Genomic DNA, 25,659 nt, shown 5'->3' on the forward strand with positions numbered 1-25,659 from the left:
ATTTTTTCTTTTACCTAAGAAATTCACATTTTGCACACTAATTTTATCGTTTTTTCGAAACGTAGTTTACTATGTTAAGAAAACTCAAATTCATTAGTGTATAAAAGCCAAACTTCTCGGTTGCAAATAGAAAACCTAAAGAAGTTTATAAATCGAAACCAATATCCTTACGATAATACATCTTATCAAAATGTAGATTTTCTATATTTTGATAAGATTTTTTTATGGCTTCATGGTAGGTATTGCCATACGATGTAATTGCCATAACGCGACCACCAGAAGTGACCACCTTTCCGTCTTTTTCAACGGCTCCTGCATGAAAAACTATAGACTCTGTGATGTTTTCAATACCTGTGATTTCTTTACCTTTTTCGTAAGCTTCAGGATAACCACCAGAAACTAACATTACCGTTGTTGCCGCACGCTCATCAATTTCAATAGCAACCTGACTTAACGTTTGATTTGCCATAGCGTCAAAAATTTCAACAAGATCTGTTTTTAACCGTGGCAATACAACTTCCGTTTCAGGATCTCCCATTCTCACATTATACTCAATCACTTTTGGATCGTCACCAACTTTTATTAAACCAATAAAAATAAAACCAACATAGGGTAAGTTATCTTTCTTTAAACCTTCAACCGTAGGTTTTACAACTTGGTTTTCAATTTTATCTAAGAATTCTTGTGTTGCAAATGGTACTGGTGACACTGCTCCCATACCACCTGTATTTAACCCTGTATCTCCTTCTCCTATGCGTTTGTAATCTTTTGCAGTAGGTAGAATTTTATAATCTTTTCCGTCAGTTAGTACAAAACAGCTCAATTCAATGCCATCTAAAAATTCTTCAATCACCACTTTAGTGCTTGCATCTCCGAATTTAGCATCTACAAGCATACTTTTTAGTTCGTCTTTAGCTTCTTGTAAATCATTTAAGATTAAAACCCCTTTTCCTGCCGCTAAACCGTCTGCTTTTAAAACGTAAGGAGGTTTTAAAGTCTCAAGAAATTTGTAACCGTCTTCAACATTAGCTTTTGTAAAACTTTCGTAAGCTGCTGTTGGAATGTTATGACGCATCATAAATTCTTTAGCAAATTCCTTACTGCCCTCAAGTTCTGCAGCAGCTTGTTGTGGTCCAATAACAGCAACATGTTTTAGCGCTTCATCTTCTAAAAAGAAATCGTGAATACCTTGTACCAATGGATCTTCGGGACCTACAACGACCAAATCGATGTTATGTTCTAATACAGCAGATTTTATCGCTTTAAAATCTGTAACACCAATATTTAGGTTTGTAGCAATAGCTGCTGTTCCTGAGTTTCCTGGCGCAACAAAAAGTGCCTTACAACGATTACTTTGAGATAATTTCCATGCGAATGTATGTTCTCTTCCGCCAGAGCCAAGTACTAAAATATTCATAATCTTGATTTGTTTCGTCAAAAATAATTGGTTTTAAGTTTAAAAAACAATTATTTTACCAAAGAACTGAACAATATGATAAGTTCATAATCTTAAATGCGAAAAACAACTTGCGAATATTCGATTTATCTTTAAAACTAAATGGCTTTAACATCGATAAGGCAAGGGCTGCTTTAGCTGACATTCAGGCTAAAACTGATGCTGAATTTGAAACCTATATCAATGCGCAAAAAAAACGCATTATTTCTTATCATTTAGAGCACAATTCGTTTTATAAAGCATTAGGAAAAACCGTTGATGTTAACGATTGGAATTCGGTTCCTATTATTACAAAAAAAAACTTACAACAACCTTTAGAGCAACGACTAAGTGATGGTTTTACTCCAAGGAATGTCTATGTAAATAAAACATCAGGCAGTTCTGGCGATCCATTTATTTTTGCCAAAGACAAATGGTGTCATGCACTCACTTGGGCGGAAATTATGAATCGGTTTGGGTGGTATGGTATTGATTTTAATAGTTCTAAACAAGCCCGATTTTACGGTATTCCTCTCGATAAAAAAGGTTATTACAAGGAGCGGTTGAAGGACTATTTTGGTAACCGATTTCGATTTTCTGTATTTGATTTGAGTGATGCTGCTTTTGATGAAACCATCGCTAAATTTAAAACCGACACATTTGAATTTATCAACGGTTATACGAGTCCGATCGTACAATTCGCTAAGTATTTGAAGCAAAAAGACCTCCTTTTAAAAACAATTTGTCCGTCGCTTAAAGTATGCATTGTCACTTCCGAAATGCTCTTTGATGACGATAAGGCTTTAATGGAAAAACAATTTGGTGTGCCTGTAGTTAACGAATATGGTGCTTCGGAACTCGATTTAATTGCATTTCAGAACACTGACGATCAATGGCAAGTAAATAACGAAACTTTGTATGTTGAAGTTTTAGATAATAATGGTGCCGTTTTACCTTATGGTGAAGAAGGACGAATTGTAATTACGTCTTTATACAATACCGCACATCCGTTTATAAGATATGATATTGGTGATATTGGGAGTCTCTCTGAAAAAAGCACAATACGCAAACCTATTCTTAAAAAGTTAGTAGGAAGAACTAATGATATTGCTGTTTTACCAAGTGGAAAAAAAGCAGCAGGATTAACCTTTTATTATATAACAAAAAGCGTGATTGAAAACGACGGTAATGTTTCGGAATTTATAATTGAGCAGTTAAAATTAGACCATTTTATGATTCGTTTTGTAAGCCGTATTGAACTTTCAAAGGCTAAAAAAGATATTATTATCGCAGAAATGGAGCATTATCTAGAATCAGGAATTTCGGTTAGTTTTGAACGCGTTGAACAATTAAAGCGTACCAAAGCTGGGAAATTGAAACAATTTATTTCGAAATTATAGGCTTAATTAAACGTTTTTTCACAAATAAGTGTTCAAATAAAAACTGTATTAAATAAAACAAAGATTTTATAAACGAAAAACCTATACCTTTTCTATACACATTGAAGTTATGCTTTAATAGATTTGTTTTATTTGATGACAATGAGCCTTCAGTAATCCTATAATAGGCAATGGTTTCTTGAATTCCAATAGCAGGTTTATCACTTCTCTTTAACGCTTCTAACCACAACAACCAGTCTTGTCGTTTTTTTAAATCTTTAGTATAAATTTTGCCCAATTTTTCACTATTGTACATTCCTGTAAGGTTTCCTATATAATTTGCTTTAAGAAGTTTGTCATAAGTTAAACAACTTAAGGCATGCACCTTTTTGTTTAAGGGTTTGTTTTCAGAATTTATCCATTCATAACTTCCAAAGCTCACGTCTGTAGTATTGCTAAGCAGTTGGTTGACTTGCAATTCTAATTTGTTTGCTTTCCAAAGGTCGTCTGCATCTAAAAAAGCTATATAATTTCCGGTGGCCATTTTGGATCCTAAGTTTCGTGCTTCTGCTGCGCCTTTATTCTTTTTATGAACCACTAATTTAATTCTTGAATGTGCGTCTACATATGGTGTTATCACCTTGACCGATTCGTCAATAGAAGCATCGTCTATTAAGAGCAACTCCCAATTTTGATAGGTTTGATTAAGTACACTGCTTATGGTTTTTTCTATAACCTTAGCATTGTTATAAATTGGAGTTATTATAGAGACTAGTGGTTGCATGTATTGCTTTAATACGCTTTATCGTCGCCTTTAATGGCGTTAATAAAAGTTTGTATAATAATTTTCATATCGAGAAGAATTGACCAGTTTTCGATATAAAAAATATCATACTTAACTCTCCCTATAATATCTTTATCGGTTTCTACTTCCCCTCTAAACCCACTAGTTTGAGCTAAACCCGTTATACCTGGTTTTACAAAATGCCTAACCATAAATTTATCTATTTTTTTGGCATACATATTTGTGTGGCTTACCATGTGCGGTCTTGGACCAACAACAGACATATCTCCAAAAAGAACGTTGAAAAATTGTGGTAATTCATCTATACTTGTTTTTCTAATAAATTTACCGATTTTGGTTACACGTTGATCACCTCTTGTAGCCTGGTATAAATGAGCATCTTTGTTGGGCATCATGGATCTAAACTTGTAGCAATCAAATTCTTTGTAATTAAAACCGTTTCGTGACTGTTTAAAAAACACAGGACCTTTTGACTCTAACTTTATTAAAAGACCTATTATGGGTGTTAACCAAGATAAAATAAAAATAATAACAAAACTTGAAAACAAAATATCAAAGCCGCGTTTTATAAAGGTGTTTACGGAATCTTCTAATGGGATATTTCTTAGCGTAAGAATAGGGATATAATCGTAATATTCATATCGTAATTTCTTAGCGTAAATCTCCTTACTATCTGGAATAAACTTTAAAATCTTAAGATTGTTATCTGCGAAATCAACAATCTCTGCAATTTGAGAATTACTTAATTCTGAGATTGAACAATAAATTTCATCTATTCCTTCGGTTAGTATATAACTAAAACAGTCTTCTAGAGCATGTTCTTTATTCTTAAAATTAAAGGTCTTTTGGTGGGAGTAACCGTATTCTGGGTTCTTATTAAAAAAATTATCTAATGCGATGGTTTTTTTGTTTAAACCCAAAATGACTGTTTTCCTAAAATTGCCACCAAAAGAAGTTCTATACTTCTGCAATAAATAATATATAGTAAACTTAAAAATTGTAATAAGCAGAAAGCACAGTAGTGTGTATTTTACAATTGGAAGAGGATATATGTTTAATTCATAATATATACCTGAAAACGCAAAAACCAAAAGCAGATATAAAATAAATTGTTTTACAATGAGCGATAAAATATTTATAGGCCTAGTATATCTATAGACTTCATAAAACTTTGAGTATACAGACAATAACACCCAACTTATAGAAATAATTGTTGAAAAAACAATTTCATCCTTTCCTTTAAGCAAATACAATATAGCTACACCATTAATGATAGTTAAATCAATGATGTAACAAATAGGTCTTAAATAGCCCGAATATCTTCCGTGTTTAAATAAACTCAAATCGTTTAAAAATAATTGACAAAAGTAGTTTTTTTCCTGAGCTTATCGATTTTAAAAGTGAATCTATTTTTATTTAAATTTAAAATAAAAACCTAACATATGCAATATACGATATAATTGAACGTATTGAAAGTGACAGATGTTTAACGATAATATAATTTCCCCGATATAATTTCTTGTATTTTTAAATTTCTTTAAGTTGCTTTAACATATTAGACAAAATCTTTTGTTTTGAAAAATTTTCAATAACATATCGCCTAGCTTCTTCGCCTTGTTTTTGCAAATGAACTTTATCTATGGTTAAATTCTCCAATGCCTCTACTAATGCTAAACTATACTCTGAGAAGTATAAGCCTGCTCCAGAAGCGTCAAATATAGATTTAACTTCAGATTTACTATTACCAATAACTATAGACGGTTTTCCACTTGCCATCATTCCTAAAACCTTAGAAGGCATTACTGTATCTATAACTTCTGGTTTTTGAAACAATATATGTACATCAGCACTACACAATAAATCCGATAATTCTTCAAACGGAACTGGTGGATAATAATTGACATTATGGAAGGGTTTTATATTACCACAAACCCATTCTTTTTTAGAACCATCTCCAACAATAACAATTTCATAGCGTTCTTCGTTAAGATCTTTACAAAACTGTATAAAAGTGAGCCAATCTTGTTTGTCTCCAATATTTCCCGAATATAATATTTTGGTCTTTTTAGATTGTAGATATTGATGCGTTTTAGACGTTGAAGGATTAATGGTAGCATCATCAATCCAATTTGGTAAAAAATACTGTTCTGTTTTCGTTTTTTCAGAGAGCCTATTTAACATACTATAACTAATAGTACTTACAAGATCTGATTTAGAAAACAGCCATTTTTCTAGTTTAAAAAGTATTGAGAAAATTATGTTCTTACTCTTTCCTACACCTGTTTGTAAAGCCGCATCAAATTCAAAATCTTGAATGTGTGTCCAGAGTTTTGCTTTAAATCGTTTCTTTTGAATATAGCCTAAAAAAACAGAGGTTGTAAAAGGCACAACTGAAATTACCAAATCACACTCTTTGATTTTAAAAAGGTTAAATATAGATCCAATTGTAAAATCTGAAAGATGAATAATTCGTTTTAAAAAAGTTGGCTTTTTGGGCACATACTGTTTATATCTTAAAACCGTTGTTCCGTTCAACTCTTCTTTTAGAAATGTTTTTTTTTGCTTGTATTCTTTAGAGATTTCCCATTTTGGATAGTATGGAAACGCAGTGATAACTGTAACATTATAACCAGATTCTCTTAAGAAATCAACCCACTGTGTAGAATATAAACCTATAGCGGTATCTTCTGGAGCGTAGTTTAGACTAATGAAGGTAATATTTTTAATTTTCACTATTTAACTTCTATCTTTAAAGGGTTTTGCTGGATGTCCTTTACAAACCATATTAGAGGGTAAATCTTTAAAAACACTACTGCGTGCACCTACAACTGTAAAATCACCAATAGCTACATCTGGTGCCACATACACGTCAGTCGCTAACCAACATTTATTGCCTATTGTTATTTTCTTAGCATAAATATCAAAATTATCAGAATTATAATGATGAGAACCCGTGCAAATATAACTCCTCTGAGAAATTACAGTATGAGATCCTATTTTTATTTCTCCTAAAGAATAAAGAACCACTTCATCTCCTATCCAGCTATAATCTCCAATTGAAATTTTCCATGGGTAGGTAATTTGTACAGATGGCCTTATAATAACATTTTTTCCAATTTTTGCTCCAAATAACCTTAATAAAAAACGTCGCCAACCATAAAATATCTGAGGTGATAATCTAAAAAACGTCGCTTGAACAATCCACCATAATTGAACAGTAATAGCAGATTTCCCTCTAAAACCTTTAGGTGTTTCGTATGTATTAAGGTTTTGATAATGACTCATTGATTACTTCCTTTTTATATGGCAAGAATACGAATAAATTAAAAAACAATGCTGTTATAATTATGCCGTTTTGACGTTCTAATAAGCTTTCGAATATAAAACAAAGTATGATGTATAAAAATATACAAAGTGCGCGTTTGCTGTTCTTAATTTTGAGAAAGATATATGATAATATACATAAAAAAAACAATAAACCTATATATCCTGATATTAGTGCTATTTGCAAATATTGGTTATGCACATTATATTTAAGTACATAGGTTAACTCCTCATATCCATTTTCTATTAAACTAGTTCCTATTAAATCTTGAACACTCCCTAAGCCATAACCAAAAAATGGTGATTCGGTTGATAGACTTGCACCAATACGCCACAATATACTTCTTATTCCTGTTGAAGTATTAGGGTTATTTATAAACTGATCTAAGTTTATAATTTCTTCAAACCTTATAAAAAGAAAGTTATCAAACAAATAAGATACTCCAACAACAATTAACAAAACCACAAAGGAATAACCCAAAAACATTTTGTTAAAAAATGATTTTGAATTTGAAATAACCATAAAAAGCAAAATAATAACTAGGCTAATTATGTTTCCTTTTCTTGATAAAAAAAGTAATGTAAAGAAAATAGTTACAAATAGGACTATATTTAATAGAGATTTTTTGCTTTTAAAAAGAATTAATATTAATGCAATACCAAAATAAAGAGAGATATAAATTGGATGGTCTTCATAGCCCCAAAAATTATTGGATATATATGAGTATATAATATATATATCAGAAATATCTAAAGATATGCTATAAATAAAAATAATAACACAAAATAAGCCGCAAGAAATTGTAAAAACCTGTATAAATACATCTGTTAACTTCTCATAAATAGTTTTAGGCACTAATGCAAAACTAATTGGCAGAATTAAAAAAGGTAACAGCCTAATTAGCAGTTGAGTTGCTCTATTAATATCGGTTGTATATAAAACGCTTACAGCAAATAATAAATAAATAGAGGTACTGATTATAATTTTTTTCCAATTAACCTCACTTTTATCAATTAGGTATAAGTTAAATAAAGAGGTTAGTAATAATGGTATAAGTAAAAATGGTTTAACAATAAATGGTACAATAGGAAAAATCCCTAATAGTGAAAAAGCAATTATATAAGGCGTTTCTAATTTCGTTTTGAGCATACTATTTATTAATAAAAACTACTATTATAAACTATAGACAGGTAGCTAAACGTCTTCAAAAATTTTAAGAATTCCATGAACAAAAGCATCTTCTGTATATAACTCTTGAGCTTGTTGCATATTGTAAATGCCTGTTTCTTTAACCCATTCTAAATTCTTTGATAAATATTCTAATTGTTTATAAATGCTTGATGCCTCTCTTTTTTCCACAAAGACACCATTTTTTTCTGAACATATATCTGGAATTCCTGCGTGTTTCGTTGTGAGTATAACATTACCAAAACCCATTGCCTCTATAATTGAAATCGGTTGTCCTTCCATAGAATAATAGGTAGGTAAACAAAATACATTTCCCCAACTAAGAAGTTCAGTTTTAGCTTCTTTTTGCACCACTCCTAGATATTCGAGATTTTCTATATTATCCATTTTCTCTAACAAATCTTGACCATCTTTAGGAATATGACCAGCAATTTTAGCCTCAAAAGGAATTTTATTTTTATTTAATGTTTCTAGCGCTCCTAGTAACTCAACGATACCTTTTTCTTTCATTAAATTACTTAAATAAAAGATTCTCAGCTTATCGTGTTTTTTTTGCTTTAAAATTTCTTTTTTAGGAATGATTAATGAATCTTGAATAAAGTTATGCTGAATATAAATTTTATCATCTGGTAAAAACTCTTCTAAAAGATTTCTGAGAGATTTTGATAGCACTATGCCTCCGTTGTATCTAGAAAGCACAAACTTACTAATACGTTTCTTAAAAGCGCTCATATCTTCATAAGAACGTTTTAAAAAACCTCCCTTAACATGTACAACCGTTTTTTTTCCTAATAATCTAGAAAGTAGAACAAATGGAGCATATTTAATAATTCCAAAAAAAGTTTGCCCAGTTGTGCAATACACAACGTCTGATTTAAAAATTTTGTAAAGGCTAAAATAACTTTTAACAAAAGACAATTTTCTTATATCCCAAGCTCCAACTTCAGCATCTATTTTTTCACCACCAGCTGTGTTAACAATTTCAGCACGATGTCCTTTTTTTATTAACCCCTTTTTTAATACAAAATTAGACAAGCTAACCCCAAAAAGAGGAGGTGGAAAAGGTCCTAAGATTAGTATTCTCATCTTTTAATTTTAATATTAGAAAATATATTTAACATCATCATAAAAATCATTGCGTAATATAAAAAACGAACGCTAGACCTTAAATTATATTCAAAACTGAAAGGAATAAAGGCCGAAGTAAGCAAAAATAAAATAAAACCTGCACCTATTTTTTTATTCATAAATAATTTCTGAATAATACGTTCTGCATGCGAAAAAATCATTCCTACAGTAAAATAAAAAAAGAAAGCAATTGTTGGATACGTAAAAATCTCTCCAATACCTGAGTAAGGAGCATAATGATTGATTCTTAACTTCTTGAAAATTAAATACCAGTCCGTTAAAAACCCTGGTGCAGGATTTAAACTGGTAAATAAATAATCATAATTAACAGGGTTTTTAGCAAGTGTTCTGAATGTTGCAAAAACACCAAAGACTAAAGTATAATATAAATTAAAAAAGGTGTTTTTAATAATTTCCGAAGACCCCGAAAATGGCAAATACAAATAAGGGCCTAAACCATGAGTATCATTGAACCTCAAAGAAAGGTTGTAGCCAAAAAATAAAATAATAAATGGTATGCCAAATACCATATAATAAAACTTCTTCTTTTTGTTAAGAAAGAGAATAAAAATCACAAAGAAATAAACGAGCAAATATATAGTTGCCATTCTAGACCCAAAACCAATACAGAGTAGCGTAACAAATAGCGCTATGACTCGAGATAAAGTTCTCTTTTCTTTATATAATAAGCTACCTGTAAATATTAGAAACAGCAGCGAGTATTCTAGCAGCATCACTCCTAGTTTATTGTAATCTACTGCATAAGTAGCTCGTATAAATATTTCTTTTCCGTATAGCATAGCTACTAGAATAATTTCTAGAACCGTTAATGCCAGTGCTATATTAACAAGGGAGTTTGTCTTTATTGGTGGTAATTCAATTTTTAAATCAACTTTAAAACCTCTGTTTTTACGAACATTAAACGCGTACTTATAAAAGAGGACACCTAAAGAAAAATATATTAACATTTTAACAAATACATCTATGGATAACCAAAGCTGAGAATCAACGATTCTGTCTGTACCAGCTATATTAAATTTCCAATCATAGGGCATCCAATAGTGATAGGCTACAGATAATACAATAGACAATATGAAAAAAACATAAAAAAGAACCAATGGAGAAAATAAACTAAACTTAGTTCTTCCTGCAACATAATACAAGCATAATATTAGAAAGAACCATATCATAAAAAGGAAGTTTTTATACTCATTTTAAGTCTTACAATATAGGAAGCTACTGCTTGAAATAAAAAATTTCCGATTGCAAAACCAATAGCCATTCCTAAGGCTCCATAACTAAATGACAACACAACACCTAAACCTAAAGCTAAAAATATAATTATAAAATAGTATTTAACGTAGTGTTTTATTAGCCCACACATCTCGAGAACGTTATCTGCTTGCCCAAAAAACGTGGACATTGTATAGCCTAAAGAAATCGTCAATAAAATAAAGTATGAATCTTTAAATTCTGACCCAAATAACCCTAAAAGAAACTTACCAAAAAATAATATAACTATAAAAATCATAGAGCTTATAATGAAACCAACTCGTGTAGATTTTCTTATATCAATTTTAAGTTTTTCTGGCTCCAAAGCATGTTTTGCAAAAACAGCAGCATAGGTGGATTTTAATGCTTCAGAAACTATCATAATCAACATGGCAATTTTAAGACATATATCATACTGGGCTACTTCAGAAGGGTTGCTAATAATTGATAGTAAAAACCGATCTCCCCAAAGAAAGAATACCGTAATGTATGATTTTAATAATAAACCATTATTGTAAGTAAAAAAATTATCTGGGATTTTGAGGTCCTCTATATCTTTTGAAATTATAAACGATTTACTAGTCCAAAACATTGAAATAACTAATATTACAACAATAGAAGCAAAATGAGCTAGATAAATAGAATTAGAGTCTCTATAAGAAAACAGATAATATAGAATGACAAAAACAAGTAGACTAATTAAAATTCTGCCTGCAATATTTAAAAATGCAAATTCTATTATTTTCGATATTCCCCTTAATTTTCCTGAATTCAATAATACTTTCACATAAAAAGGCACAGATAAAATGAATAAAATAATCGAAAAATTATTCCCGCTTATTTGGTTGGTGAAGTATAAAAAAGCAATTATTCCCGCACATACCGCAATTGAAAGATAAATAACTTTCCACTCAACTAAACCAATCCATTTTGGTATAATCTTAGATTTAAATTCAGAAAAAATCTTTACAAAATGAATATCAACTCCAAGTTTTAAAAACACGCTTAATAACATAAAGATAGATAAACCATAGACGTAATTTCCATAGTCTTCTTTTGAAAATAAATGTATAACTAAAATTGAGAAAACATAATTTGAAATAACAGAGATACCTCTAATCAAGATATATAAGAAAGACTTCTGCTGATTTTTATCTTTTAATAAGCTATATATCGACAAAAAACGATTCGATTTTAATAAAGGCATTAAGTTTTTATTTAATTAAAAGTTTAATTACACATTTTGTTTATTTAAATACCAATTATAAGCTTTTCTTATACCTTCTTCTAATTCAATTTTATGTTTCCAACCTAGACTATTTAGTTTTGAAACATCGGTAAGTTTGCGCATGGTTCCATCTGGTTTGTCACTGTTAAAAACTAAAGACCCCTTAAATCCGATAACCATTTTTATAGTTTCGGCAAGCTCTGCTATAGACACATCTTTTCCTGTGCCAATATTGATATGTGTGTTTCTTATTTCTTTTTGTCCTGCCGTGTAGGTATCGTTAAAGTCTCTATTTTCCATCAGAAATATGCAGGCATCTGCCATATCTTTAGACCATAAAAACTCACGTTTCGGTTTTCCTGTTCCCCAAATTTCTACACTGCTTTTAGAGACTCCAAATGATTCTAAATAAGCATTAGATTCTTCAATAGTACTAAAATTCGTATCTTTTAAAACCGCTTCAGTATTTTCTTCATTTAGAAGTTTAGCCAAATGAATTTTTCTTATTAATGCTGGTAATACATGAGACTTCTCTAAGTCAAAATTATCATTTGGACCATACAAATTAGTAGGCATAACCGAAATAAAGTTAGTACCATACTGCAAGTTATAACTCTCGCACATTTTTATACCTGCAATCTTAGCAATTGCATAAGGCTCATTGGTGTATTCTAAAGTATCTGTTAGTAAATAGTCCTCTTTCATTGGTTGCGGACAATCTTTAGGATAGATACAGGTGCTTCCTAAAAACAAAAGATTCTTAACTCCGTTAACATAACTCTGATGAATTACATTATTCTGAATCATTAAATTCTCATAAATAAAATCTGCCCTATAAACATTATTTGCAATGATACCTCCAACCTTTGCTGCAGCTAAAATAACATATTCAGGCCTTTCTAGTTTAAAGAACTCTTGTACCTCAACTTGATTACTTAAGTCTAACTCTTTATGAGTTTTAGTAATAATATTTGTATAACCTTTAGATTGTAGGTTCTCTAAAATAGCACTACCTACAAGACCTCTATGACCTGCAACATAAATTTTAGAATCTTTGTTCATGTTGTTATTCAAAATAATTTTTTATTCTATAACCACCATCCTTTAAATATTGCTGTTTTTGCATTAATTGAATATCGCTAGACATCATGTCTTCTACCAATGCAGGCAAATCGTATTCAGGAATCCATCCTAACTTCTCTCTTGCTTTCGTAGCATCACCTATTAAAAGTTCGACCTCTGTTGGCCTAAAATATTTTTCATCAACAGCAACAACTTCCTGTCCTATTTCAATTTGATATTCTGGGTTGTTGCAACTTATTACATAACCTTTTTCTTTAGCCCCTTCACCTTTAAATTCTAAATGTACTCCTACATGCGCAAAACACATTTTTACAAAATCTCTTACGGTTGTCGTTTTTCCGGTTGCGATTACCCAATCCTCCGGTTCATCTGCCTGAAGAATCATCCACATCATTCTAATATAATCTTTAGCGTGTCCCCAATCGCGCTGAGCATCAAGATTTCCTAAATAAACTTTATCTTGAAGACCAAGTGCAATTTTAGATGTTGCTCTAGTTATTTTACGAGTAACAAAAGTTTCACCTCTAATTGGAGACTCATGATTAAATAAAATACCATTACACGCATACATACCATAAGCTTCTCTGTAGTTTACAGTAATCCAATACGCATACATTTTAGCGACTGCATACGGACTTCTAGGGTAGAAAGGTGTTGTTTCTGTTTGTGGCACTTCTTGCACCTTACCATAAAGTTCTGACGTTGATGCCTGATATATTTTTGTTTTCTTTTGCAGTCCTAAAATCCGTACGGCTTCAAGTATTCTTAAAGTTCCTATACCATCTGCATTAGCCGTATATTCAGGAATCTCAAAAGAGACATGTACATGACTCATTGCGGCTAAATTATATATTTCATCGGGCTGAACTTCCTGGATAATCCGTATTAAATTAGTGCTATCTGTTAAATCACAATAATGTAAAATAAAATTAAGATTCTCTTCGTGTGGATCTTGATACAAATGATCTATTCTATCTGTATTAAATAAAGAAGATCTTCGCTTCAATCCGTGTACTATATATCCTTTTTTAAGGAGAAACTCGCTTAAATAAGCGCCATCCTGTCCGGTTACTCCTGTTATTAAAGCAATTTTTTTCATTATCAAATATGGTAAATACTTTTGTTTTTTTTAATTGAACTAATACACAAAGGTAATTCTTTTGAGGGTTTTATTAGAATAATGACACTTAACTTCATTAAGCTTGCATCTCACTTAATATTTCCCTTAAACTAATTTGCCATGTATTTAGCTTTTTAAAATTTTCTTCTGTTTTGTTAAGAGATAGAACACTATACTGTGGTCGTTTTGCAAGTGTTTTAAACTTACTTGTTGGCAAAATTTGATCACTATTTCCATACGGTAAATTTTTTGCTATTTCTTGGGCAAACCCATACCAAGTTGTACTTCCATTAGCTGTAAAATTATATATACCATAAGGAACTTTATCTGAAGTAACTAAATATAAAATAAATGATGCTAAATCTAAACAACTCGTTGGTGTTCCTTGTTCTTCTGTAGTAATATTTAAAGTACTTCCACTTTTCAATTTACCAACAATAGTTTTTACAAAGTTTTTACCATGTAAAGAATATAGCCATGATGTTCTAATGATATAATACTCATTTAATTGTTCTTGAATATACAATTCTCCTTGTAACTTTGATTTTCCGTATTGGTTAATAGGATTTGTCTGATCAGTGGTAGTATAAGGTTCATTGTTTTCACCATCAAACACATAATCTGTTGAGATATGTATGAGTTTTACTTGAAACCTATTACAGACTTCTGCAATATGCTTTGCACCGTCTGCATTAATCAAATAAGCGTCTTCATTATTCGTTTCTGCACCTTCAACATTAGTATATGCAGCACAATTGATACAATAGTCAAAATCTGAACAAGCAAATAGTGTTTCTAACTTAGTTTTATCGGTAATATCTAAATCGCTGCGTGAGTAAAAATGGAAGTCAATAGTGCTACTATCGGTAAAATCTTTTATGGTTTTACCTAATTGACCGTTTGATCCTAATACAATGACTTTTTTCATAGAATGGCTTTACTAAACTTTGGCAACTCCTTATCCTTATCTGAAATAATTAAATCTTGCGCTGAAAGTTTCCAATCTATCCCTAATTCTTCATCATTAAAAATAATACCACCTTCTGATTCCTTATTATAAAAATTATCGCATTTATAACTAAAAATGGTGTTATCTTCTAATACCAAAAAACCATGAGCAAAACCTCTTGGTACAAAAAACTGTGTTTTATTTTGCTCTGAAAGTTCAATAGTTACATGTTCTCCAAACGTTGGCGACTTGGGTCTTAAATCTACGACAACATCTAAAACGCTTCCTTTTATAACTCTTACTAACTTTGCTTGAGCAAATTTGCCTGTTTGATAATGCAAGCCTCTAAGTACACCTTTAGATGATTTTGACTCATTATCTTGAACAAAATTAACGTCTAGACCAAGCGCTTTTTTAAATGATTTTTGATTGTAGTTTTCTACAAAATAACCGCGTTTGTCTTCGAAAACTTGAGGTTCTATAATAAAGCATCCTTTTAGTTTGGTTTCTTTTGCAATCATATTATTCAGATACTAAACTTAATAAGTGTTTTCCATAGCCGCTTTTTGTTAACGGCTTCACTACGTTTATAAATTGTTTTTTATCAATATAACCCATTCGGTATGCAGCCTCTTCAATAGATCCAATTTTTAAGCCTTGACGCTCTTCTATGACTTGTACAAATTGTGAAGCTTGCATTAAAGATTTAAACGTTCCTGTATCTAGCCAAGCTGTTCCCTTATCTAAGACACTCACTTTTAATTTTCCTTGGCTTAAGTACATTTTATTAACGTCTGTTATCTCTAATTCACCTCGTTTGCTAGGTGCTATGTTTTTTGCAATCTCTACAACTGCGTTATCATAAAAATAAATCCCTGGAACAGCAAAATTAGATTTTGGTTTTTCGGGTTTTTCTTCAATGGATATGGCAACGTCATTTTCATCGAATTCAACAACACCATAACGTTCTGGATCGTGAACATGATAGGCGTAAATAATACCACCTTCAGGATCGTTATTCTGTTGTAATAAATCTGCTAAACCTGTGCCATAAAAAATGTTATCACCTAGAATTAAAGCCACCTTATCATCGCCAATAAATTCTTCTCCAATAATAAAGGCTTCTGCTAATCCGTTGGGTGATTCTTGTACAGCATATTCAAAATTACAGCCGTAAGATTTTCCATCTCCTAATAGCTTTTTAAATAAGGGTAAATCTTGAGGTGTAGAAATAATTAGAATATCGTTTATACCAGCCCACATCAATGTAGAAACAGGGTAATAAATCATCGGTTTGTCGTAAATAGGCATTAATTGCTTACTTACGGCTAAAGTTAATGGGTGTAATCTTGTACCTGATCCTCCTGCCAAAACTATTCCTTTCATCCTCAATATGTTTTTTGAAAAATTGATATTCAGTTTTCAATAAAACTGATTTTCTATTTAGTTTTTATATTTATTTGCGTACCACTCAATGGTTTTTACTATGCCGGTTTCAAAATTTTCATCTGCTTCCCATCCTAATTCATTTTCAATTTTTGAAGCATCAATAGCATATCTAAAATCGTGTCCTGGACGATCTGTCACAAAAGTTATTTGCTCAGAATACAAATTATCTTTAGGTTTTAATTCATCTAAAATATCACAAATTTTATGTGCTATATATAAATTATAACGCTCATTTTTTCCACCAATATTATAAGTTTCACCTGCTTTTCCTTTCTGAAATACTAAATCAATGCCTTTACAGTGATCTTCAACATACAACCAATCTCTGATGTTTTTTCCATCACCATAAATAGGAATAGGCTGATTGCTCAACGCTTTTCTGATGATGGTAGGAATTAGTTTTTCATCGTGTTGCTTTGGACCGTAATTATTACTACAATTGGTAGTTACCACATTCATTCCATAGGTATGAAAATAACTTCTCACAATAAAATCTGAAGATGCTTTAGATGCACTATATGGACTGTTTGGCGCATAAGGTGTTTCTTCAGTAAATAATCCTGTTTCACCTAAAGTTCCATAAACTTCATCAGTCGATATATGATGAAATCTATTGTTCTCACAACCTTCTTTAAAAGAAAACGGAGAATCCATCCAATGATTTTTAGCGATATTTAATAAATTAAACGTCCCATAAACATTAGTGTTAATAAAGGCATCTGGATGCTTAATAGAGTTATCTACATGAGATTCTGCTGCAAAATGAATGACACTCGAAAAATTATAAGTATCAAATAACTTTTCTATAAGTTCTGAATCACAAATATCTCCTTTAATAAATTTATAATTAATGTTTTCCGTAAGCTCAGTTAAATTAGAAAGCTCACCTGCATAAGTGAGCTTATCTAAATTAACAACTGTAATATTCTTATAATGTTTTAAAAAATAGACTATAAAATTTGAACCTATAAAACCCGCTCCACCAGTAACCAGTATGGATTTAGAATCATTCATATTCTTTAATAAATTTAAATGCTTTAACAGCCAAAAAGAATACTAGAATAAGAATTATTGCTATAACAGGAAATAGAATAAAATAACGCTGCGTTACACCTTTATCTTTACTTCCTAGTCTATCAAAATTAGAAACTATATCAAAATACGTATCTTTTTCAGCTGTGCTTTTATTTATATTATTTAAACTTCTTCTAATTTCTTGTTCTTTTAAAAACAAGTCATATTCTTTCGTTATTGATTTTTCTTCTTGAAGTGGAATACCAGCAGTAAGTCCAAACGAAATATCTCTATTTTTAGATTCGTTCTTTAGTACTTCCAAATATGTATTTTGAATACTATCCAAACGCGAAAGCTCGGTTGTAAGCGTTAAACGCTCTATAGCGACCAAGGAGTCTCTAATCTGTTTTTGGTGTTTTGAAAACTCATTTTCAAAAGTCTTTCTAAATCCTTCATTAAGCTTATGAAAAATATCTTGCTCATACGCATATGCAGTAATAGTGTAAATACTACCCGATAATACATCTCTATTATTTACGTAACTTTCGTAGGTTAATTGCTCAACCAAAGAAGTGTCAATCGATTTTAGATATTCGTCATATTCAACAAACAAATCATTTTGAGTTACAGGTCCAGGCTCTAGCTCAAACCCTTTTAATTTGCTCGCAAATGATTCATCAATTTCAAAGATTTTAGACAGTTCACTCCCGCTGTTTGATTTTGCTAAAGCATTAAAATAATCTATATCTCTTACTAATTGATATTTTGAATCAAAATGGGTTTCTACAACCATACTAGATAGGTACAAAGGCTCTTTAGATTTCTCAAAAATAACACCTAGAACAATTGCAATGATTACAACGCCTACAACGATTTTAAAATAGTCTATTAGTGGTTTTATAGTGTAGATAATAGCAGAGAAAATCCCCTTAAATATACTACCTATAAAAGCAAATAATTTTTCAAACAATCTACCGATTGCATTAAATAACTGACCTAAATCAACCTCTTCATTCTGAGGTTGCTGTGGTAATTTCTCACTCATGTGTTATGAATTAAATATTTGTTCTAGTATTTTTTTTGTAATGACGTATGTTGGTTTAACACCAGAAGTTCCTAAACCTCCAGATGCTAAAGTGCCACCTGTTTCTAATGGATTATCACTAGCATAATAGGCGTACCTTACTTTTACATCTTCGTTGATGCTTCCTCGTACTCTAGAGGCGGCTTGTATGGCTTTTTGGTAATGCGCCCCTTCCATTTCTAAACCTATGACATTCCATGTCGATTTTTTAAAGAACTTTAAAATCTCTTTATTTTGAAGCGATGTCCCTAAAACAGTCACCATTGTACCTTCAAAAACAGAGACTCCACAGTCTAATAAATCATTTTTGCTTAGTTCATTTTTAAACGGATAATTATCGGCTGTACCTTCAAAAATATGTGCATTAGGAATCATAACATCACCTTTTCCTCCTTCTAAAATGCCCGCTTTTCCCATTATTGAAATCGACTTCACATCTAAGTGTACACTTTTCCCATTGACATTAATAGGTTTTAATAATTCGTCTAAAGTCTCATAAGCTTGCTCTCCAAAAGCATAATCCATAACGAAAATAACAGCTTTATTCGCTTTAGCTTCTTCAAGATATTTGAATTCTGTTTTAGAAAAATCAATTTTATCTGAATCAAAAATTTGAATATCTATATTAGTACCAGACGAATCTTTTATATAGATCATTCCATTTTGCAACGCAGATTTTTCAACTTTATTACGTAATAATGAATTTTTAGAATCACTTAACGCTTCGTACGTTTGAAAAATATCCTTTTTAGCATCAGCTCCTTTTAGCGTTCCTTTAGCAAACAGTGAATTCATAACACTGTGCATATTAGCACTAATAATATGAATAGGTCGTTCTAATAAATCGTTTTTATGCAAAGCCGCCTTAATCGTATCTGCCCATATTTCACCATGAATATGATGTCCTAATCGTTCTCTTAAAACAGGACTAAAAGTTATAGTGCGTTTGTTATTATTAATGGTTTCTTCTATGGCTAATTTTCCCAACCAATACACAATGTGCAATAAACGTTCTGGTTGACTTTCAGTTGCAAACTTAGGATATGCTTCAGTGAGTTCATTAAACGTTCTCCCTAAAATATTAGCCGTATGTGTAATCGCTATTTCACGTTCTTTTTGTGTCAGTTTTTTTGTTGCAGTTACCGCATTTTCTAATTTTTGCCAATCTCTAACTGTGGTCCCTTCTTCATCTATAAGAACACGTTTGCTAATTTTATGAGACTCAACAAACAGAAACGTAAGGTGTGTTAGAATATCGTAAATCTCAGAACGGCCTCTTGTGATTTCAATGTTCATTTGCTCATCATCAATACGATAGCAGTTTCGTCTTCTTTTTGGTGGAATTATAGCTTTAAAATGTGAATTGGCATAACCTTCATCACTTGTAAGGTTAATAAATGTACACTCTTCTATACCTTGTGGTAATCGATCTACGACATAAAGTAAACCTTCTAGTTCTGCTTTTTCTTCTCCAATAGAACCATAGATTTCTGGACGTAGAAGCAATAAAGCCTCGCGCAATGTTTCACCAGAAACACCCATAGGTTTGTAAAACCCGCGATTAAACAGGTGTCTCATCGTAATATACATGCGTTCTATGGCACTAGAGCTCTCCTGAGCCCGCGTACGTCCTTGTTTCTTTTTATTTGTAATCATAATCTTAAATTGACCTACAAATATAGGCTTATTTGATTAATTTTAGTTGATGCATACGATCTGCAATTTTTCTGTCGTTAGCAAGTCTTGGAATTTTATTTTGGCCTCCTAGTTTTCCTATCGATTTCATATAGGTTTGAAAGCCGTCTTTTTTAATTTTTGTCACCTTTAATGGTCTAAGAACTTTCCCTTTAATCAAATCTAAATAATAGCTGTTTTGTTGTTGTAAGGATTGTTCTAATGCTTCTATTAATTCCGCTTCGTTTTCTGGTTCGTTTTCAAACTCAATTAACCATTCGTGATATGGTAAGCCTTCTTCCGGACTTATTTGAGGTGCAACCGTAAACTCATTTACCGAAATTGAAGTGTTTTCTGTAGCTTCTTTTAAGGCTTGTTCCACTTCTTTTCCTATCACATGCTCTCCAAAGGCAGAAATAAAATGTTTTATGCGTCCGCTTACAATCACTCTATAGGGTTTTAGTGATGTAAACTGAATAGTATCTCCAATATTGTAGGCCCAAAGTCCTGCTGTAGTAGAAATAATCATGACATAATTTACGCTTAACTTTACATCTGCAATGGTAATCCGTTTTGGATTCTCATCAAAGAAATGCTCGGCTTCTACAAACTCGTAAAACATACCAGAATTGAGTTGCAGCAACATCCCTTTTTCCCCTTGTTTATCTTGAAATGCAAAAAAGCCTTCACTAGCAGGATACAATTCAATACTATCTACTTTTCGACCTATTAAATTCTCGAATTTAGCTCTGTAGGGTTCGTAATTAACTCCTCCAAATATGAAAAGGTTGAAGTTTTTAAAAAGATCACCAACGTTTTTTCCTGATTTTTCAATCAGTTTTTCAAAGTACATTTGTACCCAAGATGGAATACCAGAAATGATACTCATATCTTCATTTATAGTTTCATCTACAATGGCTTCAACCTTAGTTTCCCAGTCGTCTATACAGTTGGTTTCTAAACTAGGTAATCTGTTTTTTTGAAGATATTTAGGGACATAATGTGCTACAATTCCTGATAACCTTCCGAGTTTAATACCGTTTTGTTCTTCTAAAATAGGGCTTCCTTGAAGGAAAATCATTTTACCATCTACAAATTTTGAATTGCCTGTTTCATTAATATACATTAGAATGGCATTTCTTGCCGCTTCAACATGTGTTGGCATGCTTTCCTTGGTAATCGGAATGTATTTTGCTCCTGAGGTTGTACCAGAGGTTTTTGCAAAATAAATTGGCTTGCCTTTCCAAAGTATATCTTCTTCTCCAGCCACAACACGTTCTACATAAGGTTTTAATTCTTCGTAATCTCTTATAGGAACATTGTTTTGAAAGTCTTCATACGTTGTAATGGCATCAAAATTATGATCTTTACCAAAAGCGGTATGCTTAGCTTTAGAAATTAAATTTTCAAAAACGTTTTGTTGCGTTTCAATAGGTTTAGATGACCATTTTTGAATACGTTTTGCTATAAATTTAGCAAAGGGTTTAGAAAGAGCAGCTTTAAATGAAGGCATTATTCAAAATTGATAAAATTAGTTGGGTCTATAGAATATCCTTTACTCCATAATTCAAAATGAAGATGTGGACCTGTAGTTAGTTCACCAGCATTTCCAGACATAGCAATAACTTCACCAGACTTTACAACATCTCCTTGTGTTTTAGTGATTGCCGAATTGTGTTTATACACCGAAATTAATTCCCTGTTGTGTTCTATAATGACCACATAACCGGTTTCTACGGTCCACTCGGCAAAAATTATAGTACCATCTGCAGTGGCTTTCACTGGTGTGTTAACTGGCACCACAACATCTACAGCAAAATGTTTTTCTTCTAAGTTATAACCTTCGGAAATCGTACCATTTACAGGTGGAAATAAAATGTAACTCGATTGATCTCCTGCTACTTCAAACAAATTATACTTATCTTCTTTGGCTACTTTTTCTCTTAAAAGCGAATCTTCTCTATTTGTTGGTACTTGTAAAATATCGAGATCATTTTTTGCTTCTTCGATTATAGAATCGCGATTAAAATCTAAAGTTGCAACATCACCTGTTAATACTTTTCTTATAGATGCATAGTAACGTTTATTCAATTCTAATTCTTGAACCAACGAATCGGTTTTGTAATTGAGGATTGTAGCTTTCTTTTTCAGTTTTGCCGATGAATAACCAGGTATATACTCTCTTAACGGTGTAAAAGCGATTAACAATACCGTGAAAAATACCAATGAAATTGCAGAAAGCGATGATAATATAAAAACGTTTAATCGTGTTAACTTAATGGCAAATCGTTCTTCAAAAGTATCCTCATTTAGAATAACTAAACGGTACTTATGAAGTAATTTTTTTGTGAATTTCTTTTCTTTTATTTTCTTTTTTGCCATCAAAACAAAATTAGTTAAAATACTCAAATAGTCTCATGATAAAGTCTTAAAGTTGCTATAACAACGCTATTATTAAACTATAATTACTTAACTTTGCAGTCTAAATTAAAAAATTATGAATTTAAGCATTATACCTTTATTTGTTGGTCCATGGCAGTGGGTTATTATAGGGCTTGCAATTCTTTTATTATTTGGTGGTAAAAAAATTCCGGAATTAATGAAGGGATTAGGAAGCGGAATTAAAGAATTTAAGGACGCTAGCAAAGACGAATCTGCTGATACTAAAGAAAACAATAACTAAGTAAAATGGGCTTTGACCCATTGAGAATAAAAAAGGTCATCTTAAACTATTATGTTTTTAGATGACCTTTTTGGGGTTTAATAACGACGTGTTATTGTATTAGTTTATAGTTATCGATTTAATAATCGATTCTAATTCAAAAATATAATCTCTTTTGTTCAAAGATGGTGCATAAACATATCCATCAGCAATGAGGTAACGGTTGTTTATTTTATCTTCAATAGCATAGGTTACAAAAGGGCCTGCCATAGTGAAACCTCTCATTTCCCACATACCTCTTACTTCAAAGGCTGGTTTGTTGTCTATTATGGTTTCAAATAGCGATGGTGCATAAGCATCTTCAACAGCCATATAAATGCCATCTTCACCCGGAATTTTAGATTTGGTAATCTCATCTCTCATTTTAATAATATCAACAATGGTACTGTCGCTTACCGAAATAGTTTCAAAAGGCACTTCGTAAAACATAAGCTCCATTGTTTTGGTATTTGAAAGGTTTTTACGTACCCAGAAAAAACTATCATCAGATTTACTAATCCTATAGGCAGATGGTATGTTGATCGTTATACCTAATTTTGTTTCCATGGCTGTATCATCTAACAATGATAGTTTTATTCGCCTTTGCTTTTCTTTTACCTCTTCTTTAGTAAATGCATCGATTATTTTGGCTTTATTTTCTTTAAGTTGCGCAATAATCTCTTTGTCTGTTTTACCGCCAACTACAGCAACAGTTTGCGGCTTGGCAAAAGCATTAGTTACAATTTTAGTGGTAGATTCTATATCTCCTTTTTCAATTTTAAGAACAATTCTATTTCGTGCGGCAAAACCATCGAAAACCTGAGTAGGAATTTGTCTCATGCTAAAAATAGGCTCATCTGTTGGTAGTCCATTTAAAGGTGCAGCAAAAATATTTCGAACCTCTTCGCCTACTTCTCCTTCCCAAACAATATTATCAGCAACAATAGAAATTGTATTTAAATTACCATTAGAAGCCGGTAAATAAATCGTTTTATCTTCTTTTTTATCTCCACAGGCTAATAACAACACACAAAATAATACAGTGTAAAGTGATTTCATAAGTTTATAATTTTTGTTGGTTTATTATTTAGACACAATTAGTGTTTTTCCAATTTTGAGTTTATTACCACTAATATCGTTCCAATCTTTAATATTTTGAACAGTAACTCCAGAAAACTTTTGAGAAATAGACCAAAGTGAATCTCCAGACCTTACTGTATAGGTTTGTTTTCCTTCTGCATTTACTACTTTTTTAACTGGTGCAGAGGCATTGGACACACCATGGTTTCTAGGAAAAATAGTTAATCGTTGACCTATTTTTAAGTTGTTACTCCTGAGTCCATTCCATTGTTTTAGCTGACTCACTCTAACACCATACTTTCTAGCAATTTTTCCTAAATAATCTCCGTTTCTTACACGATATCTTATTTTAGTTTCGGCATTAACAACTTTTGGTAATTGTTTTTCACGCTTAGCAAATTCCGCATTTGCATACGCATAAATTTTATCTTCATGAGTTACAAATGTACCAATTGCTTCACGTGGCAAACGCAAAGTATAGGTTTTACCCTCCACCTTTGGGATAATATCTAATTTATACGCTGGATTTAAAAACTGTAATTGTTCAATTTTTATACCTGTGGCTTCAGACACATGACCTAACGAAATCATTTGTTTTACATGAACTGTATCCGTTTGTATGAGCTGAAAAGGCGGTCGCTCTGGCTTAAATCCGTGTTCTTCAGCATATTCAAAAATATACATAGTGGCTAAAAATGCAGGTACATAACCAGCCGTTTCTCGTGGTAAATTATGACGAATATTCCAATAATTTTTAGATCCACCAGAGCGTCTAATTGCTTTATTTACATTACCAGGTCCTGAGTTATAAGCCGCTAAAGCTAAATCCCAATCGTTAAAAATACGATAGACTCTATTTAAATATTCTGCAGCTGCTGTGGTAGATCTAATGGGATCGCTACGATCGTCTACATAACTGCTGACATCCAAGTTGTGTTCTTTTCCGGTGCCATACATAAACTGCCAAAGCCCTGTTGCACCCACTCTAGAACGTGCTCTTGGTTTTAATGCAGATTCTACAATCGCTAAATATTTCATCTCTAAAGGGATGTTGTGATTGTCAAATTCTTGCTCAAACATCGGGAAATAAAAGTGACTTAAACCCATTAACCGCTCTAGCGAATTGCGCCTGTGTTTTAAGTAACTTTTTATAACACTCTCTAGAGAAGTATTGTATTCTACATTAAACGGCGTTCTTGCATTAAGACGTGCTAATCTTGCTTTTAATGTATCTGTTGGAAGCTCTGGATAGTCTACGGGCTCATAGTCTAATTCAGTAACGGATTTGTAAATCGTATCGAAAAGCGAGTTACTATACAGTTCATCTAACCATTTTTTATCGAGTTCTGCAGCTTCTGGTAAGTCTTTAATATTGGTAATATCTAAAGAATCTATAATGGCCTCAATCTTATTGTCAGATTGAAAAAGATTGCCGTCTAAAACAGAATCTTTTGTTGATACAACTTCTGAAGATTTTTTTACAATACTATCCGTTTTGGTTTGTGCCACCACAGTAGCTCCAAAAACAATTGTACCAAAAAATAATATTATAACTCGTAGCATATTAAAACAACATTAATTTAAATCTAAAATATAGGTTGGTTAATTAGGAGAAAAATAAAAAAATGAGAATGTTTAGAATGTAGCTCTCCTTGAATCCCTTCTTTTAACAACTCTCCTGTAGTGGTATTTATTGTTCCCACGTCTTGCCTAGCATCTCCTTCTGCAACATATTCAAAAGCATT

23 protein-coding genes are annotated in these 25,659 nt (G+C 31.7%); 2 read left to right on the forward strand and 21 right to left on the reverse strand.

Annotation, left to right across the window (positions count from 1 at the left end):
* Positions 1-145: 145 nt before the first annotated feature.
* Positions 146-1,417, reverse strand: coding sequence for a phosphoribosylamine--glycine ligase (purD, locus tag ITJ86_RS03760; protein WP_195870522.1), 1,272 nt, complete (start codon positions 1,415-1,417; stop codon positions 146-148).
* Between the two features lie 110 nt (positions 1,418-1,527).
* Between purD and ITJ86_RS03765 the strand changes: the two genes are divergently transcribed.
* On the forward strand, positions 1,528-2,835 hold the full coding sequence (locus tag ITJ86_RS03765; RefSeq protein WP_195870277.1) for a phenylacetate--CoA ligase family protein: 1,308 nt from the start codon (positions 1,528-1,530) through the stop codon (positions 2,833-2,835).
* On the opposite strand, the gene ITJ86_RS03770 is transcribed toward ITJ86_RS03765, so the two are convergent.
* The 18 genes from ITJ86_RS03770 to ITJ86_RS03855 form a co-directional block, all read right to left on the reverse strand.
* Entirely contained in the window at positions 2,819-3,598 is a 780-nt protein-coding gene (locus ITJ86_RS03770) for a glycosyltransferase family 2 protein (protein WP_195870278.1), read from the reverse strand. The genes ITJ86_RS03765 and ITJ86_RS03770 overlap by 17 nt on opposite strands.
* 8 nt (positions 3,599-3,606) lie before the next feature.
* On the reverse strand, positions 3,607-4,962 hold the full coding sequence (locus ITJ86_RS03775; RefSeq protein WP_195870279.1) for an exopolysaccharide biosynthesis polyprenyl glycosylphosphotransferase: 1,356 nt from the start codon (positions 4,960-4,962) through the stop codon (positions 3,607-3,609).
* Between the two features lie 184 nt (positions 4,963-5,146).
* Positions 5,147-6,352 (reverse strand): WcaI family glycosyltransferase, encoded by a 1,206-nt coding sequence (locus tag ITJ86_RS03780; protein WP_317190616.1) that lies wholly within the window; start codon positions 6,350-6,352, stop codon positions 5,147-5,149.
* A gap of 3 nt (positions 6,353-6,355) precedes the next feature.
* Complete coding sequence (locus ITJ86_RS03785; protein ID WP_195870280.1) at positions 6,356-6,904, reverse strand: putative colanic acid biosynthesis acetyltransferase; 549 nt, start codon at positions 6,902-6,904, stop codon at positions 6,356-6,358.
* Positions 6,882-8,093 (reverse strand): O-antigen ligase family protein, encoded by a 1,212-nt coding sequence (locus tag ITJ86_RS03790; protein ID WP_195870281.1) that lies wholly within the window; start codon positions 8,091-8,093, stop codon positions 6,882-6,884. Before ITJ86_RS03790 ends, ITJ86_RS03785 begins: the two co-directional genes overlap by 23 nt.
* A 45-nt stretch (positions 8,094-8,138) precedes the next feature.
* A complete protein-coding gene (locus tag ITJ86_RS03795; RefSeq protein WP_195870282.1) occupies positions 8,139-9,167 on the reverse strand; it encodes a glycosyltransferase family 4 protein in 1,029 nt (342 codons plus the stop codon).
* A 47-nt stretch (positions 9,168-9,214) separates the two neighbouring features.
* Complete coding sequence (locus tag ITJ86_RS03800) at positions 9,215-10,450, reverse strand: O-antigen polymerase (protein ID WP_195870283.1); 1,236 nt, start codon at positions 10,448-10,450, stop codon at positions 9,215-9,217.
* Positions 10,447-11,739 (reverse strand): lipopolysaccharide biosynthesis protein, encoded by a 1,293-nt coding sequence (locus ITJ86_RS03805; RefSeq protein WP_195870284.1) that lies wholly within the window; start codon positions 11,737-11,739, stop codon positions 10,447-10,449. The genes ITJ86_RS03800 and ITJ86_RS03805 overlap by 4 nt, the downstream gene beginning before the upstream one ends.
* Before the next feature lie 27 nt (positions 11,740-11,766).
* On the reverse strand, positions 11,767-12,822 hold the full coding sequence (locus tag ITJ86_RS03810) for a GDP-L-fucose synthase family protein (protein ID WP_195870285.1): 1,056 nt from the start codon (positions 12,820-12,822) through the stop codon (positions 11,767-11,769).
* A 4-nt stretch (positions 12,823-12,826) separates the two neighbouring features.
* A complete protein-coding gene (gmd, locus tag ITJ86_RS03815; protein ID WP_195870286.1) occupies positions 12,827-13,942 on the reverse strand; it encodes a GDP-mannose 4,6-dehydratase in 1,116 nt (371 codons plus the stop codon).
* 97 nt (positions 13,943-14,039) lie between these two features.
* The gene (gene rfbD, locus ITJ86_RS03820) at positions 14,040-14,891 is read right to left on the reverse strand and encodes a dTDP-4-dehydrorhamnose reductase (RefSeq protein WP_195870287.1); all 852 of its coding nucleotides are present in this window, start codon (positions 14,889-14,891) and stop codon (positions 14,040-14,042) included.
* Positions 14,888-15,433 (reverse strand): dTDP-4-dehydrorhamnose 3,5-epimerase, encoded by a 546-nt coding sequence (rfbC, locus tag ITJ86_RS03825; protein WP_195870288.1) that lies wholly within the window; start codon positions 15,431-15,433, stop codon positions 14,888-14,890. The genes rfbD and rfbC overlap by 4 nt, the downstream gene beginning before the upstream one ends.
* Position 15,434: 1 nt before the next feature.
* Positions 15,435-16,298: a glucose-1-phosphate thymidylyltransferase RfbA gene (gene rfbA / locus ITJ86_RS03830; protein WP_195870289.1), complete on the reverse strand. Its 864-nt coding sequence runs from the start codon at positions 16,296-16,298 to the stop codon at positions 15,435-15,437.
* Positions 16,299-16,355: 57 nt separating this feature from the next.
* Positions 16,356-17,375 (reverse strand): dTDP-glucose 4,6-dehydratase, encoded by a 1,020-nt coding sequence (gene rfbB / locus ITJ86_RS03835; RefSeq protein WP_195870290.1) that lies wholly within the window; start codon positions 17,373-17,375, stop codon positions 16,356-16,358.
* Positions 17,368-18,420, reverse strand: a complete 1,053-nt coding sequence (locus ITJ86_RS03840) for a hypothetical protein (protein ID WP_195870291.1) — start codon at positions 18,418-18,420, stop codon at positions 17,368-17,370. Before ITJ86_RS03840 ends, rfbB begins: the two co-directional genes overlap by 8 nt.
* A gap of 3 nt (positions 18,421-18,423) precedes the next feature.
* A complete protein-coding gene (locus ITJ86_RS03845) occupies positions 18,424-20,115 on the reverse strand; it encodes a DUF6909 family protein (protein ID WP_195870292.1) in 1,692 nt (563 codons plus the stop codon).
* A 28-nt stretch (positions 20,116-20,143) separates the two neighbouring features.
* Positions 20,144-21,646, reverse strand: coding sequence for a GH3 auxin-responsive promoter family protein (locus ITJ86_RS03850; protein WP_195870293.1), 1,503 nt, complete (start codon positions 21,644-21,646; stop codon positions 20,144-20,146).
* Entirely contained in the window at positions 21,646-22,515 is an 870-nt protein-coding gene (locus ITJ86_RS03855) for a M23 family metallopeptidase (RefSeq protein ID WP_195870294.1), read from the reverse strand. Before ITJ86_RS03855 ends, ITJ86_RS03850 begins: the two co-directional genes overlap by 1 nt.
* Positions 22,516-22,630: 115 nt before the next feature.
* Between ITJ86_RS03855 and ITJ86_RS03860 the strand changes: the two genes are divergently transcribed.
* Positions 22,631-22,816 (forward strand): Sec-independent protein translocase subunit TatA/TatB, encoded by a 186-nt coding sequence (locus tag ITJ86_RS03860; RefSeq protein WP_195870295.1) that lies wholly within the window; start codon positions 22,631-22,633, stop codon positions 22,814-22,816.
* 99 nt (positions 22,817-22,915) lie between these two features.
* Here ITJ86_RS03860 and ITJ86_RS03865 read toward each other — a convergent pair whose 3' ends face one another.
* Both ITJ86_RS03865 and ITJ86_RS03870 read right to left on the reverse strand, forming a co-directional pair.
* A complete protein-coding gene (locus ITJ86_RS03865; RefSeq protein ID WP_195870296.1) occupies positions 22,916-23,893 on the reverse strand; it encodes a DUF4837 family protein in 978 nt (325 codons plus the stop codon).
* Positions 23,894-23,917: 24 nt separating this feature from the next.
* Positions 23,918-25,477 (reverse strand): LysM peptidoglycan-binding domain-containing protein, encoded by a 1,560-nt coding sequence (locus ITJ86_RS03870; RefSeq protein WP_195870297.1) that lies wholly within the window; start codon positions 25,475-25,477, stop codon positions 23,918-23,920.
* Between the last annotated feature and the right edge of the window lie 182 nt (positions 25,478-25,659).

The sequence above is a fragment of the Winogradskyella marina genome, assembly GCF_015645385.1.
GTDB lineage: Bacteria > Bacteroidota > Bacteroidia > Flavobacteriales > Flavobacteriaceae > Winogradskyella > Winogradskyella marina.

Excerpts from the sequence above, each read along its gene's own strand:
- ITJ86_RS03810 (WP_195870285.1), bottom strand. The coding sequence starts at position 12,822 with ATGAACAAAGATTCTAAAATTTATGTTGCAGGTCATAGAGGTCTTGTA.
- ITJ86_RS03800 (WP_195870283.1), bottom strand. The coding sequence starts at position 10,450 with ATGATATGGTTCTTTCTAATATTATGCTTGTATTATGTTGCAGGAAGA.
- rfbA (WP_195870289.1), bottom strand. The coding sequence starts at position 16,298 with ATGAAAGGAATAGTTTTGGCAGGAGGATCAGGTACAAGATTACACCCA.
- ITJ86_RS03850 (WP_195870293.1), bottom strand. The coding sequence starts at position 21,646 with ATGCCTTCATTTAAAGCTGCTCTTTCTAAACCCTTTGCTAAATTTATA.
- rfbD (WP_195870287.1), bottom strand. The coding sequence starts at position 14,891 with ATGAAAAAAGTCATTGTATTAGGATCAAACGGTCAATTAGGTAAAACC.
- ITJ86_RS03770 (WP_195870278.1), bottom strand. The coding sequence starts at position 3,598 with ATGCAACCACTAGTCTCTATAATAACTCCAATTTATAACAATGCTAAG.
- rfbC (WP_195870288.1), bottom strand. The coding sequence starts at position 15,433 with ATGATTGCAAAAGAAACCAAACTAAAAGGATGCTTTATTATAGAACCT.
- ITJ86_RS03865 (WP_195870296.1), bottom strand. The coding sequence starts at position 23,893 with ATGAAATCACTTTACACTGTATTATTTTGTGTGTTGTTATTAGCCTGT.
- ITJ86_RS03855 (WP_195870294.1), bottom strand. The coding sequence starts at position 22,515 with ATGGCAAAAAAGAAAATAAAAGAAAAGAAATTCACAAAAAAATTACTT.
- ITJ86_RS03870 (WP_195870297.1), bottom strand. The coding sequence starts at position 25,477 with ATGCTACGAGTTATAATATTATTTTTTGGTACAATTGTTTTTGGAGCT.
- rfbB (WP_195870290.1), bottom strand. The coding sequence starts at position 17,375 with ATGAATGATTCTAAATCCATACTGGTTACTGGTGGAGCGGGTTTTATA.
- ITJ86_RS03790 (WP_195870281.1), bottom strand. The coding sequence starts at position 8,093 with ATGCTCAAAACGAAATTAGAAACGCCTTATATAATTGCTTTTTCACTA.
- ITJ86_RS03805 (WP_195870284.1), bottom strand. The coding sequence starts at position 11,739 with ATGCCTTTATTAAAATCGAATCGTTTTTTGTCGATATATAGCTTATTA.
- ITJ86_RS03785 (WP_195870280.1), bottom strand. The coding sequence starts at position 6,904 with ATGAGTCATTATCAAAACCTTAATACATACGAAACACCTAAAGGTTTT.
- ITJ86_RS03840 (WP_195870291.1), bottom strand. The coding sequence starts at position 18,420 with ATGAGTGAGAAATTACCACAGCAACCTCAGAATGAAGAGGTTGATTTA.
- ITJ86_RS03845 (WP_195870292.1), bottom strand. The coding sequence starts at position 20,115 with ATGATTACAAATAAAAAGAAACAAGGACGTACGCGGGCTCAGGAGAGC.
- ITJ86_RS03860 (WP_195870295.1), top strand. The coding sequence starts at position 22,631 with ATGAATTTAAGCATTATACCTTTATTTGTTGGTCCATGGCAGTGGGTT.
- gmd (WP_195870286.1), bottom strand. The coding sequence starts at position 13,942 with ATGAAAAAAATTGCTTTAATAACAGGAGTAACCGGACAGGATGGCGCT.
- purD (WP_195870522.1), bottom strand. The coding sequence starts at position 1,417 with ATGAATATTTTAGTACTTGGCTCTGGCGGAAGAGAACATACATTCGCA.